This window comes from Streptomyces sp. NRRL F-2580 (genome assembly GCF_000720115.1).
Taxonomy (GTDB): domain Bacteria; phylum Actinomycetota; class Actinomycetes; order Streptomycetales; family Streptomycetaceae; genus Streptomyces.
In genome coordinates, this window is record NZ_JOIR01000059.1 from 1 (window position 1) to 14,580 (window position 14,580).

The window sequence follows — 14,580 nt, forward strand, 5'->3', positions numbered from 1 at the left end:
ACTCCGACCCCACTTGGTCGACGGCTGCCTCACGGCCACACATCTGGCCATCGACCCACCGACCCCACCCTGAAAACCTCAGTAACAAAGCCCTACTAGGCTGTGCGCTGGTCGGCCCCGGGAGCGGGGTCCCAGGGGGCGGGGAACAGGATGTCCGTTGAACGTCATATAGCGGGGATGCTCCAGCAGATCGCCCGTCAGCAGGACATCGTCGAGATCGCCCCCCAAGGCTCCACGCCGAAGGCGGCCGCCCTGGCGCACGTGGCGGAGCAGTACGGCTATACGTACGGCATGGCGTGCAGGACCGGGTTCAAGAACTCGCTCGTCCAGGTCCGGATGTACCGGGACCCGCGGCCCGACGCGCGCGTCCGCGAGGCGGCCACCATCACCGCCCATCCGCAGGCGGGCAACGGCGGGATGGTGCCGGGGCTGGGGCAGGGTTCGCTGAAGCCGCTCCCCGAAGCGGTCGGTGCCGTGGCCGTGCTGAAGGACCTCATCACCTTCGACGTCATGGCCCAGTACATCGCCGACCGGAGCCAGAAGGTGAAGGGCTACCTCGCCTGCGCGGTCCTGACCGTCATCATGCTCATCGACAGGTCGCCGGTCGAAGCGGTCGCCTCCGGCGGGGCGGTCGCGCTGCTCTTCACCGTGGCGTTCAAGGTGGGCGTGATCCGCCGCAGGAAGATCACACAGCGGCTGACGGCCGCCGGGTTTCTCGCGGTGCGCGACGAACAGGGCGGCCAGCGGTTCCTGCGCCCAGGGCAGCAGTTGCCCGGCCACGCCAACCCGTTCGCCGCCTGAGACCTTGGCCTGCGGCACAGGCAGGACGTAGATGAGCGCCGCTGTGGCCGATTGGAGCAACAGCGGCCGGGCCGGGGTGCAAGGGGCTCTCGGGCCGGCCGTCACGGTCACGCTCTTGTACGTTGTCAGACGGTGTCCGGTAGTCCGCCGGGCCGCTCTGCCCCGTTGATCTCCCGGTACAGCTTCTGCAGGTGGGCGAGGTCCGCCAGGAAGAGGGATTCGATCACCGCAGGGTCGGGCCGGCCCGCCGTGCCCAAGCGTGTGATGACCAGGCTGAGGAGCACGACACCCAGATAGGACGGGTTCTCCCGTACCCGCAGGTCCACCAGCGGGGCCAGCTCACCGTTCGCGGTGGCCCAAGCGCATCATCCCCTTCCGGTGCGTGATACCAGCCGGATCGGTGTACCCACGGGGAAAGGTGAAGGGGAATTGCCGGGGCGCTGCTGAAGGACTCATGACCGCTCCTGCATCGATGAAGTACGGCACCAGCACCTGAGCGGTCGGCTGGCTGCCGGGAGAAGGGGGGCGTGGACGGTAGGAGGAGTATCAGCATCGACGGGGCCTGACTCGCGAGATCGCCAGGCGTCGCCTGGTCCGCCCCACCTGGGGACGACCAGGGCGGTACCGGCACGCTCCGCGGCCGTACTTCTGTCTAGGACGGCCTTTCTTGGCCCCGCCTTCTGACCTGCGAGGCAAGGGATGCCGTAAGGAGCCCGCGTCAGCCAGCGACGACCAGTGTGCGGACGGGGCCGCCGATCCGTAGCCAGGCCGCGCCGTTCCGCTCCCAGACCGCCGAACGGTCCTTGTCCAGGCGGTACAGGCGCTCGCCGCGCGCGCCAAATGCCGTTCCGGCGTCTCCGACTCGGGTCCAAACACCCTCGCGGTAGCGCCATAGGCCGCTGTCGGCCTCGTTGGCGGCGTACAGCTCCGAGGAGCTCGCGTACAGGGCGGCCGCCGGCCCGCCGACCGCGCTCCACACGCCCGCTTCACCGCTCCATCGGAACACCGCGCTCCGATCGGGGTTGAGCCCGTACAGATGCTGGTCGGTCACAACGAAGTCGGCGCCCGCGGCCCCCGCGTACGACCAGGCTTCGGCTTTCCCCCCGTACGCGAAGATCCGGCCGTCCACCGGGTCGGTGGCAAACAGTCCGGCTCCCCCGCCGTAGAGACGTCCCGCCGGACCACCGACCCGAGTCCAGGTGGCCCGGGCCCGGTCCCAGCGGTGGACGGCGCTGCGGTCCTGGGCCAGCCGGTACAGGTCCCTACCGCTGATCGCGAAGCCGGCCGCGCGGCCGCTGATGGCGCTCCAGCGGCCGGGAATGCCGCTGTAGCCGCGCAAGTCGCCGGTCCCGGGATCGGTGGCGAAAACCCCGGCCGGGCCAGCGTAGAGCTCTGCCGCCGGGCCACCGATCCCCACCCAGTCGGCGCCGCTCCACTGGACGACCTCTGCGCCGTCCACCGTTATCGCGTAGACGCCGCTGCCGGTCGGAGCCGGTACGTCGACGGGCCCGCCGGGCGCGGTCGGCGCCGCGTTCGAGACACCGGGACTCGGCACGCCCGGGGACGGGGACGGCGCGGCAAAGGGGGACGCGGAGGTCGGTGGGGAGTTGCCTGCAGAGCCCTGCGGCGGTGCGCTCCCCGGCGCGGGAGGTCCGGCCGCGGGCGGGGAACCCGCCGAGGACTCCCTGGGGCCGGCTTCCGGAAGGAAGGTGGTCACCGGCTCGGCCACCGAGGGCGCGGCCCACTGCCGGAGCTGCTCCAGGGAGGTGGCAGGTACTGAGAGGGCCAAAACGATCACGGTGAGCAGCAGCACCCGCCGCAGCCGTCGCGGATCGCGGGCGCCTCGGAGCATGCGGGAGCGCAGCGGGAGAGCCGGCAGCTTACGGTGCTCCCAGCCCGCCGGTACGCGGACTTCCCGCCGTACCAGGCCCGCACTGACAGGCGCGGGGTACGGCTCCCGGAGGTGTCGGACCTTGTCGCGCAGGCGGCTGATCTGCCGCATGCGGTCCTCCGCCTCGGCGCCGATCCGTATCACGGCCTCCTCCAGGCCGTACAGGGCGGGAGGACCCGGCGTCCAGAGGACGAGCTCCGTCCCCGGCACGTGAGCATCGCGGTCTGCAGACGTCCCGTCCCCCCGCCGCTCCTTGTGCGGGGGCGCCTCTGGCGCGGGTCCTGCGCTGACGGCCGGTCCGCTTTCGGCCTGGGCGATGGCCTCGTCGAGTTCCTTCTGCAGCCTGGCGGTCAGCCCCAGGAGGGTTCGTAAGGCCTCCTCCGACTGGGCGAGTTCGACGTCGGCCTGGCGCTGGGCGCGCTGGAACATCACCCATGTCTCCGGAGCGCTCTTCCTCCCGCCGTCCGATCGCGCCCTGCCCTCCTCGGCCGCACAGGCGGCGGCATGAAGTCCCCTGGCGCGGGTCCACAATTCGGCGCGGCCCCTCTCATCACGGACCCGGCCGGATATCACCCGTTTCAGGAGATCTAAGGGGATGATCTTCGACCCCGAGCGGTAGTCGCTCCAACTGGTCTTTCCCGCCCCGTACGACTGCGCCAACTCCCGGACCGTACGTCCCTCCGTCATGCTCCGCAGGAACACCGCCAGCGCATTCGCCTGGACGGTCTCCCCTTTCGGTTCACTTTGCAGACGCCCTGCCCTGCCCATCCGTGAAGCTCCTCCGTGCCGCGGGGCGCCCGCGATTCCGCCCGCCCCGTTCCTGTCGATGTCCCAGCAGATCAGGTGATGCGTCGGGCTTTCCAGCAGTTGTCGGACAACTTGACGTTCCGTGGCCCGATTCCGCACGGCTCATCCGGCGAGGGAGGGAGACGGAACAGCGATGGATCTTTCCCTGTCCGCCGGACAATGCCGATTGTCCGCGGCTGAACTGGGAGTTCCCCACTTTTTGTGGACGGACAATCGGGCCGTCCGAAAGCTGGGAACACCGGCGGAAACCACCCGCCGGGACACCGGAACTCTGCTGAAAGAGACGAACACATGCGAAAGAAGCTAGCTCTGCTCGCCCTCGCCACAGCCGCAGTCACCGTGGTGACCGCCGCGACCTCGGCCAGCGCCGACAACCGCATCATCAAGGGTGCGTACGTGTACTACGACCCGGCCCGGAACATGTTCGGCATCGGCGACACCGAGGCTGACGGCCGCACCGCGTACCTGGAGGTCAGCGTCAATGGAGGCCCCCGGCAGACGTTCGGGAACCACAACGGTAGCGGGACCTGGCGCGACGTGTACTCCAACGAGACCGGCATCCGCGACGGAAACACCCTCGCCTGGCGGGCCAAGGTCGGCGGCGGCGCAACCTCCAGCTGGGTGTACGAGCAGGCCTGAGCCAGGCCGCCAGCCGCGACCACACGTTCACGGCACCTCTGTCCCCACACGTACATGACCTGCGCCGACCCGAGCGAAGAAGCACCTGCCCCAGGACATCGACGCTCTCACAGTGAATGACCTGCTCGTCTTCCGCACATGACGCGGTACAGCGGTACGCCGCCTGACAGCCGATCGCCTGTACCTGGTCGGGTCCGGGACCGAACGGTCCCGGACCCGACCATTTCCCGCTGTCGGGCCGGCAGGGGCGCGGGGGCAGGACCGGCTCGGCGGCTTCGCCCCGTCCTTGAGCCTCGGGTGCTGGCGCCGGCGCCGCCCCCTGCCATCCGTGGACTGATGCGCGGCTCTCGGTGGAAACTGAGTACTCAGCGGGAGTGGAGCGAGCGCCTCAACCTGACCACACGGGACGGGTGATAGCCGCCGGCGATTTCGCACCGGACTCCGGGCGCAGCGCCGCAGGCCGGACACGCTGCGGTCCGCGAGCACCTCGGCTCCCGGGCCCCTCCTGTCAGCGGCGCCCTGTGCGACTACTACGCCGCGGAATAGCTCACCGGCGAGGCCGCCAACCAGGACCGCTCGAAAACGCGTCGGTGCAGTGGGTGCCGATCGCCAGCCTGACCGCTTCATTCCCGCCGACCGCATCTACTCACCGATCTTGACCGCTCTGGAGGCGCACGCATGACCGAGACGACTGAGCAGCAGGGCATCTCCGCCGCGATCATCGTGGACGCCGGACTGGTCCTGATGATCCGCCGCCGGGTGGCCGAGGGTGAGCTGATGTGGCAGTTCCCGGCCGGCGGCATTGCGGATGGCGAGACAGCGGAGCAGGCCGCTGTGCGGGAGACGCTCGAGGAGACCGGCCTCACGGTCGAGGCGATCAAGCTGCTTGGTGAGCGCGTCCACCCGAAGACGGGCCGGCTGGTGTCGTACACGGCCTGCGAGATGATCAACGGGTACGCCATCGTCGGCGACACGGACGAGATTGCCGAGGTCGCCTGGGTCACGCACTCTGACCTGCCGACCTACGTGCCCTATGGCCTGTTCGAGCCGGTGCAGGCTTACCTCGACGGCGCCCTGCCCGCCTGACCCCGGACGCACGACAGCCCCCGACCTCGGATGAGGCCGGGGGCTTCGTGTTCGCTCTGGCCGCCCCCACCCGCTACGGGGAGAAACGGCACACCGCACGGCGCTCACCCGCCGGCCCATCGCCCGAACATCCCTCGACGGGCCCGCCCACGCCGGCCGACCTCGGCCCGGAGGACAGGGGCGTTCGATCTGGCCGCCGCCCATCCGGGCTCGGCAAGCAGCGAGTGCACCGCCGGAGCCGACATCCACGTCGTGTCCGCCGGCGGGGAGGCTGGGCTGCGCCCAGCCTCTCTCAACCACGTCTGCCCACCTGGTCCGCGCGCGAGGATCGTGCTCGCTTCGTGCCGGACCACCCGGCGCGACGCAGCGTCAGCAGTCGGACGTGATCGGACCCGCGCCCACGCCGTGGAGTCGGCAGAGCGCCGCATCGTCACACCGGACCGAGGCGGCGGAATTCATGGGTGGCCAGGGGGAACAATGACGAGAGGATGTTCGACTGCAACTCCCCGGTGAGTGCGGACGCGAGGAATTGCGTGCAGGATGCCGAGTAATGTTCCCAACCGGGGCCGCGCACCTCGTTCACCATGACGGTCCATTCGTTCGGCTCGACGCCGGGAAGGACGAGCCAGTACAGACATTCTCCGTTGCCCGTGGTCGCCCACGGGATGACCGCGGATCCCTCGGTCTCCAGTTCTGCCGGCTTCTTCTCCACTGCCCACAGGCCTTCCAGGTCTGCGAACTGGTACTTGGCCCACTTGAGAAGGTCGTAGTGTTTGTTGGGGCAGTCGGGCTCCAGGACGTAGAGGTAGTCGTCCCAGTTGCTTCCTCCATAGGCGCCTATGAGCTCCTTGTAGTCGTCGGGAAGCTCGACTGCGAGGGTACGTTCGACCTCACCCCAATCCTTGGGGCGGGGCTGGCTCGGCGCCGGGGCAATTTCGAGAAGACGTGCGAGGGCGTTGGTCACGACGAGATTCCTGTTCCTCAGTGTTGGCGATTCCAGACGGACGGGATGACAGCAGGCGGGCAGGAAACGTCGAGTCGCACCTGCTCGACTCCTCTCGTCACCACTGCCTCGGCCTGCCGCTCGCCTACCCACCGGCCCCGGGGGATCAGAAACAGGTTCAACGCGGCGAAGGGCCCGAGCAGGGCGTCGCAGGCGTTCCAGCGGGCCTGGGGGCTCTCACGCAGTGGGTCGAAGGGAAAGGCGCCGAGCGGCCGGTACGAAGAGCCCACGGTCGCCCACTGCAAGGAGATCGCGGTCGACCCCCTCACGGCATTGCCGGCCCCCGAACTCGAAGCAAACCTCTCCCCTCGGCCATCGCGTGGAAAGGCACCTTATGCGGTTAAGCCGTCAAGCAGGGATGTTCGCCGCCCCATCGCGCCCGCAGAACCTCGGCCCAGTCCCCCGGCTCCGGACGTTTGCTGACACACCAGGACCTCCAGCAAAGCCGGTCACACATCGCCCAGGAACCCAGGATCGGACGGCCCCATCTGCCGGGCGAAGTCCGCTGCGACTCCGAGCACCTCGCGCATCGGCACAGGCCGCCGACTCGTGGCCGCGAGATCGGCGTGAGCTTCCTCGGACCACAGGAACGGATACACCGAAAGACCCTGCCCGAAAGCCAGGCCCGCGGTCTCCTCACGCCAGCCGGGCCAGCGCATTCCGTCATAGAACGTCTCCAGCCTGCCCGCGAGCAGCCAGGAGACCCACCCGGAGTGGCCCATCTCCATCGCCTCCCACGCCAGAGTGTCGGGAGCGAAATACGTCATCTGGCCAGGTGCCCCAGGGCGGCCCGCGGCCGCAGGATCGCTACCGTTCAACGCGAAGACCCCTCCGACAATGTCGTGGCCGACGACAAGACCTGTCGCGGGATGCCAGCCAGGGTCGAAGTCCGTGGGGAAACGGTTGACCTGCGCCAGACTCGGGAGTCGCCCATCCGCGACCGAACCCGACCCCCCGCCGAACACTCGCACCCACCCGTTGTCCACGAGCAATCCGCCAGTGTTCAACGCCAGTGCGCCCAGCACCGATCGCGCGCTGACCTGCATCTGCAGAAGACATCGGCGGCCCTCGTTGATGTCTCCGGCCAGCACTTGAACCGGCACGGAGCTCGCCTTGAGAATCCCCTGAAGCTCCCGCCACGCCGGATCGTCCACATTGACCAGCTCATCGATCCCTCGCATCCGACGATGGTCCCACCTTTCGGTATCGCCTCATCGTGTGGGCTGGACCGCGGAGCGCAGGCGCCTACGGGTCCTGGTCACCGGCTGGCAGGCACAGCCCCAGCAGTGCACGGCCGCCGTAGCCGGCATCCCGGGGCCCGGAGCGGCCACCGGGGAGCGCTACGCCCTGGCAAGCTTCCGCCGGCTCCTCCAGGAGAAGGCGCAGCACGCACGGGAGCGCTCCGACTTCGCCGATGGCTGGCTGCCCCGCATCGAACTACGCCCCGGCGTAGTCGCGGCTCGGCACGGAGCAGCATGTCCGCCGGCGGTGCGGAGAGTGCTTCAGGGGCCGCCGTGGACGCTGCCCGTGCCGCGCGGCGGGTGGCGAGTCCGGCTCCTCGCGGGCCGTGTATGCCGGGTCAGTTCTGCGAGATCACCTCAAGCAGGTCGCCGACCTTCTTTTCGGGCAGGGCGCGGGCTACGTCGGCCAGGGCGACGATGCCGACCAGCGTGTGTCCGTCGATGACCGGGAGCCGGCGGACCTGATGCTCACCCATCGTGCGCAGGATCTCCTCGGCGTCATCGTCAGCGCCGATGGTGACTGCCTCCCCTTGCGCGAGGTCGCCCGCCTTCACCGTGCTGGGGTCTTTGCCCGCCGCGAGGACCTTCACGACGATGTCGCGATCGGTGAGCATCCCCTTGAGCTTCTCGTCCGTGCCGCAGATCGGCAGCGAGCCGACCTTCAGCTGGGCCATCTTCTTCGCCGCCTCGAGCACCGTCTCCTCGGCGCCGACGCACGTCGCGTCCGCAGTCATGATGTCGCGAGCCTTCGTCATCTGCCGTACTCCCTTTTCCGTCCGCCTGCACGATTACGGGCCACACCCGCCCATGCGGACCGGCCACGGGCCTATGGGTGCCCCCCTGCCCCCGACAGGTAACGCTATTCACCCACTAACCACCCCAAGACCCGTCATAGTGGGCGCGGATCTCGTCCTTCGGTGTGGGGCGGGCGGGTGACCCGGCGGCGGCGTCAGTGTGCATGGCTCAGGTCCTGCAACGAGCATGGGCTCGTATCTCCTCTCCCCCTGTCTGTCAGGAGCCTTTCGTGCTGGAACGCGCCCTTCGCAAGAACACGGCCAGGGTCACCTTCGTCCTTCCCGCCGGCACCCCTCCGGCGGAGGTGAGCGTCGTCGGTGACTTCAACGACTGGCGTCCCGGCGTTCATCCGCTGACCCCGCGCAAGGACGGCAACCGGGCGGTCACCGTGGAACTGCCCACGGGCCGCAGCCACTCCTTCCGATACCTCGCCGCCGACGACTACTGGTTCAACGACGACACCGCTGACGACCAGGACGGCCCCAACAGCCTCATCCACACCTGAACGCCGCCGCGGGCCCCTCGCCCCTCCGGCAGGCGCAGAAGGCCCAGGGCCGCCGTTCGAGAGTCGCGGCATGAATCATCAGGGCGAGGAACTGCTGGCCCGCGTCCGCGCGGTGTTGTCCGACGCCGGCTTCGAGGAGATCGCCACCGGTTCCGAAGCCGTGCACCTGATCCGGCACGCCTGCGGAGTCATGGTCGGCTGGCTGCCCGAAGAAGTCAGCCAACCTCCCCGGCGGCGCGGCCCCCGCCGCGGCCGCCCTGCCGAACCTCCGCGAACTGCTGCGAGAACTCGGATACGAGAACCCGGAGGCGCTCGACGACCGGCTGGCGACGCGCTGGTGGCCCACGGCAGTGCCGAGGACATCGCCCACCGCGTTCAAGAGCACGTCGGCGCCGGAGCCGACCACGTCAGCCTCCGCCTCATGACCACCACACCCGACTCCCCTCCCGCACGGCAGTGGCAACAACTCGCCATGCGCCTCCCCGCCTGACCATGCTGCTGGCCGCCGCCCCCTACCCGTGGGTGAGGAGCCACATTGATGAGGATCTGTGAACTGAGCAGGGACTCGCCGCGGATGTCCGCTCCGGCCTTAGCCGCTGCGGTCTTCCGGCCCCGGGACTCCTTCAGGCACATCCGTACGGGGAGAAGAGGAGTCGCAACCAGTCAGGGTGGGCGGACGAGGGGTGTGGTCAGCGACAACGGCCGGACGGAGGCTTGCGCTGCGGGCTGGGAACGGGGCTTCCTCCCGCATCCTGTCTGCGCCCTCGGCCGGCGCCCCAGTTGTTACCGCGAAGGCGGGTTGTCGTCCGGCGTGTCGACGGCCGGAACGGCACCGGGTGTTACCGGCCGCGCCCCGGGGCGCGCAGGGTGCCAGCGAGAACGAGCGCGCCCTCAGGGCCGCGTCCGCGCTTGTGGCCAACAGTGAACAAGGTGGCGGCTCGTTGCTCACGGCACGGGTGAACGCTCGTGAGCGCGGCCAATCGGGGAGGAAGCCGGGGCCGCGCTCACGTGTCACGCGGGGAAACGGCAAGGCTCCCCGGTGCGCTGCTGGGGCCTGATCAGGCGTTGACGCAGATGTTGCCGAAGGACGGGTTGAGCAGCGCGATGACGTTGACGGTGTTGCCGCAGACGTTGACGGGAACGTGGACCGGCACCTGAATGACGTTCCCGGAGGCGACACCCGGCGAGCCGATGGCCGCACCCTGGGCACCGGCGTCGGCGGAAGCCATACCCGCCGCGCCGAGGAGGATGGCGCCGGTAGCGGTGATGACGGCCGTGGTCTTCTTCACTGGGTCTCCTTCAGGATGTACGTCTGAACGGTGAGCGAAAGCGAGCGCCGGCCGTGGGCCGGGCAGGCAGGCCCATGCCGGGCGCTTGTTCTCTCCAACCCTTCCACCGGCCGCATGGACACGGTGGTCAACCCGTTCGGGTGCTGCGCGTACGCGGGCCTGCGCAGGCCGGACCCGAGAGCCTTCCGCCCCCAGGGCCCTTCCCGCCTGCTGCCGGTGGGCGAGGGTGGCGGCTTCGCCCGGGAGATGACGGCGGCGCGGATGTCGGGGCGTCAGGTCGGGCGTTGCATGGCGGGCCACGGGTCGCCGTCCCGATAGGTGCGGCCCTGGGGCGTTCGTGGAGCTTGCCGATGCCGCCCTTGACTGTGGCCTTGATCGCTGCGAGGACGGCGGCCATGTCCGGGTCGGTCTGCTTGTGGACCGCTCCTCGGCCGCGGCGGGGTGCTGTGCCGGTGCTCTCCGCAACTGGATGCACAAGGTCGTCGAGCTACCGTCCCCCGCTTACCTCGTCGTCGCCGTGGGGCTGGCGCTCATCGTCGGCGGGGTGAAGACGCGGAAGGCGCCCGAGCGCCGGCAGGTCGTGGTAGAGACGGCCGGGCGCGTTCACGACTGCGGCCTCAAGTAGGGTGCCGGCCCGGCGCTGCAGCCTTCCGGCACATCGCGCAAGGTGCGCCGACGGTCACCGATCCCGACACGGGCAGCATGCCCCTTCCAACGAGGCGGGCGCGCCTTCCCGGGCACGAGAACGCCCGGCCCTCGTGAAGAGGCCTTTCATCTCCCTGTCGCGACGGTCAAGCAGGTGGGGCGTATGACGGGCTTGGATGACCTGGTGCGCCTGTTCGGCCCGCCACCGGTCCGAGACCCATCCCCCGACGGCTGGGCCGAGGTCGAGGGCTATGTCGGCTCGACGCTGCCAGGCGACTTCAAGGTGTTCCTTGACGCCCTTGACGCCTATGGCACCGGTTTGATCTGCGGAGAGCTGGTGGTCTTCCGCCCCCGCGGGTCCAGCCCGCTGCTGGATCGGATGCGGAAGATCCACGAATCGTTCGGCCAGTCGTGGCGACGTGACCCGGAGAGGTACCCATTCCGGTTCCAGCCCGCCCCGGGCGGCCTGATCTCCCGAGACGACTAGCACTTCTGTGGGCCATGCGACCCAGACCCTGGCTGCTGGAAGACCGTCACGAACATCAACGGGTCGGCCCCCAGGTCTTCGACGGACCGTTCACCGACTTCGTGCTCGCCTTCGTCGCGCGCCTGAGCGACGTGGCCCCGCACCACGGGATCGACCCAGCTCTCTTGGAGTACCTCAAGCCGGAAGACCTGAACGAACTGCCAGAGCGCGGCGAGATCGGTCCGGTCAATCCGAGCTTTGAGTTGTTCTGATCCGGCTGCCTCACGGAGCCTGTCGCTCGCGCCGCCGCCGGGTCTTCGACCGCCTCCACCGCACGCACCAGGGTCGGGCGGGTGCGACGCTGGAGCGAGATCAGGCGGCTTGTCCGAGTCGGCCGAGTACACCACGCTGAGACTCGAGCACGAGGACTACCGGCGAGCCCAGATCGCGCACCGATGAGTTTCCCGCGCCGCGCTGGTCTACACGCCGGACACCCACGAACGGAAGGCTGGGCCATGCGGAAACTGATCTACGGCATGAACCTGACCCTGGACGGCTATATCGCCGCGGCCGGCGACGACATCGGCTGGAGCGGACCGCCGAGCGACGAGCTGTTCCAGTGGTGGCTCGACCACGAGCAGGCGTGTGGCCTGTCGCTGTACGGGCGCAAGCTGTGGGAGACGATGAGCTCCTACTGGCCGACCGGCGACCAGCAGCCCAACGCCACCCCGGCGGAGATCGAGTTCGCGCGCAACTGGCGGGACACGCCGAAGGTGGTGTTCTCCTCGACGATCGACAAGGTCGACTGGAACACCCGCCTGGTCGCCGGCGACGCGATCGCCGAGATCACCCGGCTCAAGGCCGAGGACGGCGGCCCAATGAACATCGGCGGGGCAACGCTCGCCGGGGCGGCCATGCGCGCCGGGCTGATCGACGAGTACGCGATCGCCGCCCATCCGGTCCTGGTGGGCAGCGGCACGCCGTTCTTCAGCGCCCTGGACAGCTGGGTGAACCTGAACCTGGTGGAGACGCGTACGTTTCCCGGCGGCGTGGTCCTGACCAGGTACGAGACGAGGCGCTGAGCACTGGAAGGGAGAGGGGGCTCATCGAGGGAGGATCCCGTGCCGCCCGTCAACGACGAGCGCACCGAAGCCCTGGCAGACTTCCTCCACACCTACAACCACCACCGCTGCCACACCGCCCTCGACGGACACCCGCCGATCAGCCGTGTCAACAACCTTGCGGGTCAATACACCAGGTCCGCGGGCGGCGGATCGGCCCGGCGCGTGACGGTCCGGCCGGGGTGGGCCGTTGCGGTGTCGGTGGGGCCGGATAGCGTGCGCGGCATGAAGATCGAATCCCTTCTCGACGACCTCCGTACGCTGCGCGACCGCGGCGCCTTGGCCACCGTGGAGGCACGGGAGGACCTCGGCGATCCGGGTACCCTCGGCGGTCTCCGTAACCTTGGTGGTCTCCGGGACCTCGGAGATCCGACCCGCGCCCACGGTGACGAGCGGGCCCGGGCCGAGGCCGTCCTCGCGCTCCTCACGGAGCGGGCCGACGACGTGGTGCCCGCCCTGCTGGCCGGCGTCGCCGACGCCCGGTCTACTGCCACGCTCCAGCCCGTCATACGGATCCTGGCCCTGATCGGGCCGCCCTCCTTCGACGCCGTGCTCGCGGCCTGGCGGCGCGGCAACGTGAAGGACTGGGCGGCGGGCCGGCTGCTCGGGGCGTTCGACGAGCGGTGCGCCGACCGGTACGCGGAGCTGGCCACCGATTCCGCTCGCGGCGCGTCGGGCAACGGGTTCGCGGGGCTCGTCCGGCTACGGACGGACTCCGACGCCGGGCTGCGCGCCCTGGTGGAGTGCTACGCGGGCCACCGCCCCGCCCCGTACAAGGCCGACGACTACGCCCTCCTGACGCACGAGGCGTACCGCACCAGGTTGCGCGTGCTGCGCCGGGACCCGGCCGCGTCGCCACGGACCCGGCGGGGCGCGATGGCCGCGCTCGTCGCGGGCGGCGGCGCCGACGGGCTCGACGCCCGCGACCGTGCGGCGGTCGAGCGCCTGATCCGGGTGAAGATCGTGGGCGAGACGCCGAGCGCACCGTCGCCCCAGCTCTCCGGGTGGTGGCTGGCCGTGCCGGGGCCCTCGTACGAAGGGCTCTTCGACGCCCTGGGCCTGCACCACCGGCGACCCATCACGTGCGCTGCGGGCGTCGAGGCGGCGGCGGGCCGGGACATCCAGGTGCCCGTCCCCGACGGTGACGGCGCCGCCCAGACCGTGGGCCGCGTCTTTGTCACCCCGGAGCTGGACGGCTGGCGCCTCGTCTTCGGCCCGTACGACCTCCTCATCGGGGAGGGCTGGGAGGACATGGTCGAGACCGTCGAGCGCGTCAGCCGGCACTGCGCCCAGGCGCAGCTCTTCTTCGTCGACGACGCCGGCGGCTCCGACGTGTGGTTCGTTGCCGAGGAGGGCAGCGTGATCCGACAGTACGCCGCCGAGAGCGACCCCGAATGGGAGGGGGACCCACTCCCCTGGGAGACCCTCGCGGTCGACGACCCCGACTTCGACCCGGAGTACGACGATGCCCCGCCCAACTCGGGAACCGCCGGCGCGCGCACCGCCTGCGGCCACCTCTCGGTCGACCCGGACATGGTCGGCTCAGGCACCGAAACCCGGGGCCACGGCTGGCTCGCCCTCACCTCCCCGCACGCCGGCCACGGCGCCTTCCCCGGTGTCCTCCCCCTCTGAGCCCTCCTCCCCCTCTTCCTCAGACCGCTCGGCCCTGCCGACCGGACCCACGTGCCCGTACGCCGCCCGCGCCCGCCCCTGCACGGTGATCGACACGGACGGGATGAAGGTGCACGTCCGAACCGCTCCATACCGGCAGGCTCGTCAACCTCCACGAGCTCGCCGCCCTTTCGCCCTACCTCGCCTCGCCCCTGCCGGCAGCACGCGTGACCACAGGCCCGGATGGCGAGCCAGAACCCCCTCTGGCCCTGGCTCGACTTCCGTGGTCCTGGTGCAGGGATTTGCCGGTGCTCGAGAAACGCTCGCTGCGCAGAGGATGATCCTCTACGTTGAGCCGGAGCGGGATGGCGCGCATTCTCGCAGGCTGCGGTGCCGTGGCAGAGCGGCCCATTGCGATCCACGTGGGCGAGGTCCCGCCCACGGCGACTGACGGAGACGGGGCGGACCTGCCCCATCTGTCCGCGGGTTCAAATCCCGTCGGTACCGCAGCCGACCTGGAAGTCTGTCCCGTGCACGCACTGCGGCGTCGATCCAGATCCACAGAACCTGAGCCAGACCCCGAGTTTCGAAGTCACGGGGGGCCGCGATCGCCACGGCCCCGGCGGGCCGGCTCCCGGCCGAACGGGCGGGACGCCAAGGGAACCGTACGGGTGTCCTGA

The 14,580-nt window shown here is 69.9% G+C and carries 17 protein-coding genes, 1 tRNA gene and 1 pseudogene; 12 read left to right on the forward strand and 7 right to left on the reverse strand.

The window, feature by feature from the left end; genetic code table 11:
- Positions 1 to 177 precede the first annotated feature (177 nt).
- Entirely contained in the window at positions 178 to 801 is a 624-nt protein-coding gene (locus IF88_RS0137165) for a hypothetical protein (RefSeq protein WP_030723239.1), read from the forward strand.
- A 125-nt stretch (positions 802 to 926) separates the two neighbouring features.
- Here the strand turns inward: IF88_RS0137165 and IF88_RS42650 are convergent, their stop codons facing one another.
- Both IF88_RS42650 and IF88_RS0137175 read right to left on the reverse strand, forming a co-directional pair.
- Positions 927 to 1,127: a hypothetical protein gene (locus IF88_RS42650; protein WP_051838243.1), complete on the reverse strand. Its 201-nt coding sequence runs from the start codon at positions 1,125 to 1,127 to the stop codon at positions 927 to 929.
- Between the two features lie 392 nt (positions 1,128 to 1,519).
- A complete protein-coding gene (locus IF88_RS0137175; RefSeq protein ID WP_030723241.1) occupies positions 1,520 to 3,121 on the reverse strand; it encodes a hypothetical protein in 1,602 nt (533 codons plus the stop codon).
- A 669-nt stretch (positions 3,122 to 3,790) separates the two neighbouring features.
- On the opposite strand from IF88_RS0137175, the gene IF88_RS0137180 reads away from it, so the two are divergent.
- Positions 3,791 to 4,138, forward strand: coding sequence for a hypothetical protein (locus IF88_RS0137180; RefSeq protein ID WP_030723243.1), 348 nt, complete (start codon positions 3,791 to 3,793; stop codon positions 4,136 to 4,138).
- A gap of 365 nt (positions 4,139 to 4,503) precedes the next feature.
- Here IF88_RS0137180 and IF88_RS49750 read toward each other — a convergent pair whose 3' ends face one another.
- Positions 4,504 to 4,650 (reverse strand): zinc finger domain-containing protein, encoded by a 147-nt coding sequence (locus tag IF88_RS49750; RefSeq protein WP_420711031.1) that lies wholly within the window; start codon positions 4,648 to 4,650, stop codon positions 4,504 to 4,506.
- 166 nt (positions 4,651 to 4,816) lie between these two features.
- Here IF88_RS49750 and IF88_RS0137185 point away from each other — a divergent pair, with 166 nt between their 5' ends.
- Positions 4,817 to 5,224 (forward strand): NUDIX hydrolase, encoded by a 408-nt coding sequence (locus tag IF88_RS0137185; RefSeq protein ID WP_030723246.1) that lies wholly within the window; start codon positions 4,817 to 4,819, stop codon positions 5,222 to 5,224.
- 430 nt (positions 5,225 to 5,654) lie between these two features.
- Here the strand turns inward: IF88_RS0137185 and IF88_RS0137190 are convergent, their stop codons facing one another.
- The 3 genes from IF88_RS0137190 to IF88_RS0137205 all read right to left on the reverse strand — a co-directional run bounded on the left by IF88_RS0137190 (position 5,655) and on the right by IF88_RS0137205 (position 8,223).
- Positions 5,655 to 6,188: an SMI1/KNR4 family protein gene (locus IF88_RS0137190; RefSeq protein ID WP_030723248.1), complete on the reverse strand. Its 534-nt coding sequence runs from the start codon at positions 6,186 to 6,188 to the stop codon at positions 5,655 to 5,657.
- Positions 6,189 to 6,676: 488 nt separating this feature from the next.
- Complete coding sequence (locus IF88_RS0137200) at positions 6,677 to 7,408, reverse strand: DUF2625 domain-containing protein (protein WP_030723254.1); 732 nt, start codon at positions 7,406 to 7,408, stop codon at positions 6,677 to 6,679.
- A 398-nt stretch (positions 7,409 to 7,806) separates the two neighbouring features.
- Positions 7,807 to 8,223: a CBS domain-containing protein gene (locus IF88_RS0137205; protein ID WP_030723257.1), complete on the reverse strand. Its 417-nt coding sequence runs from the start codon at positions 8,221 to 8,223 to the stop codon at positions 7,807 to 7,809.
- Between the two features lie 269 nt (positions 8,224 to 8,492).
- On the opposite strand from IF88_RS0137205, the gene IF88_RS0137210 reads away from it, so the two are divergent.
- Both IF88_RS0137210 and IF88_RS47000 read left to right on the forward strand, forming a co-directional pair.
- Complete coding sequence (locus IF88_RS0137210; protein WP_030723260.1) at positions 8,493 to 8,768, forward strand: isoamylase early set domain-containing protein; 276 nt, start codon at positions 8,493 to 8,495, stop codon at positions 8,766 to 8,768.
- 70 nt (positions 8,769 to 8,838) lie between these two features.
- Entirely contained in the window at positions 8,839 to 9,258 is a 420-nt protein-coding gene (locus IF88_RS47000; RefSeq protein WP_158754834.1) for a hypothetical protein, read from the forward strand.
- 568 nt (positions 9,259 to 9,826) lie between these two features.
- Here IF88_RS47000 and IF88_RS0137220 read toward each other — a convergent pair.
- Positions 9,827 to 9,997 carry a chaplin gene (locus IF88_RS0137220; protein ID WP_078893388.1) on the reverse strand — a complete coding sequence of 57 codons (171 nt, stop codon included), beginning with the start codon at positions 9,995 to 9,997 and terminating at the stop codon, positions 9,827 to 9,829.
- Between the two features lie 397 nt (positions 9,998 to 10,394).
- On the opposite strand from IF88_RS0137220, the gene IF88_RS47005 reads away from it, so the two are divergent.
- From IF88_RS47005 to IF88_RS47010, 7 genes and pseudogenes are all read left to right on the forward strand, one after another.
- Positions 10,395 to 10,682 (forward strand): hypothetical protein, encoded by a 288-nt coding sequence (locus tag IF88_RS47005; protein WP_158754836.1) that lies wholly within the window; start codon positions 10,395 to 10,397, stop codon positions 10,680 to 10,682.
- 183 nt (positions 10,683 to 10,865) lie between these two features.
- Positions 10,866 to 11,189, forward strand: coding sequence for a hypothetical protein (locus tag IF88_RS0137230; protein WP_030723270.1), 324 nt, complete (start codon positions 10,866 to 10,868; stop codon positions 11,187 to 11,189).
- A 14-nt stretch (positions 11,190 to 11,203) separates the two neighbouring features.
- Entirely contained in the window at positions 11,204 to 11,440 is a 237-nt protein-coding gene (locus IF88_RS0137235) for a hypothetical protein (protein WP_030723273.1), read from the forward strand.
- A 243-nt stretch (positions 11,441 to 11,683) separates the two neighbouring features.
- On the forward strand, positions 11,684 to 12,250 hold the full coding sequence (locus tag IF88_RS0137240) for a dihydrofolate reductase family protein (RefSeq protein WP_030723276.1): 567 nt from the start codon (positions 11,684 to 11,686) through the stop codon (positions 12,248 to 12,250).
- Between the two features lie 51 nt (positions 12,251 to 12,301).
- Positions 12,302 to 12,421, forward strand: a pseudogene (locus IF88_RS49755) (IS481 family transposase); the annotation flags it as partial.
- 93 nt (positions 12,422 to 12,514) lie between these two features.
- Positions 12,515 to 13,921, forward strand: a complete 1,407-nt coding sequence (locus tag IF88_RS47520) for a hypothetical protein (RefSeq protein WP_420711032.1) — start codon at positions 12,515 to 12,517, stop codon at positions 13,919 to 13,921.
- 368 nt (positions 13,922 to 14,289) lie between these two features.
- A tRNA-Arg gene (locus IF88_RS47010) sits at positions 14,290 to 14,407 on the forward strand.
- Positions 14,408 to 14,580 lie beyond the last annotated feature (173 nt).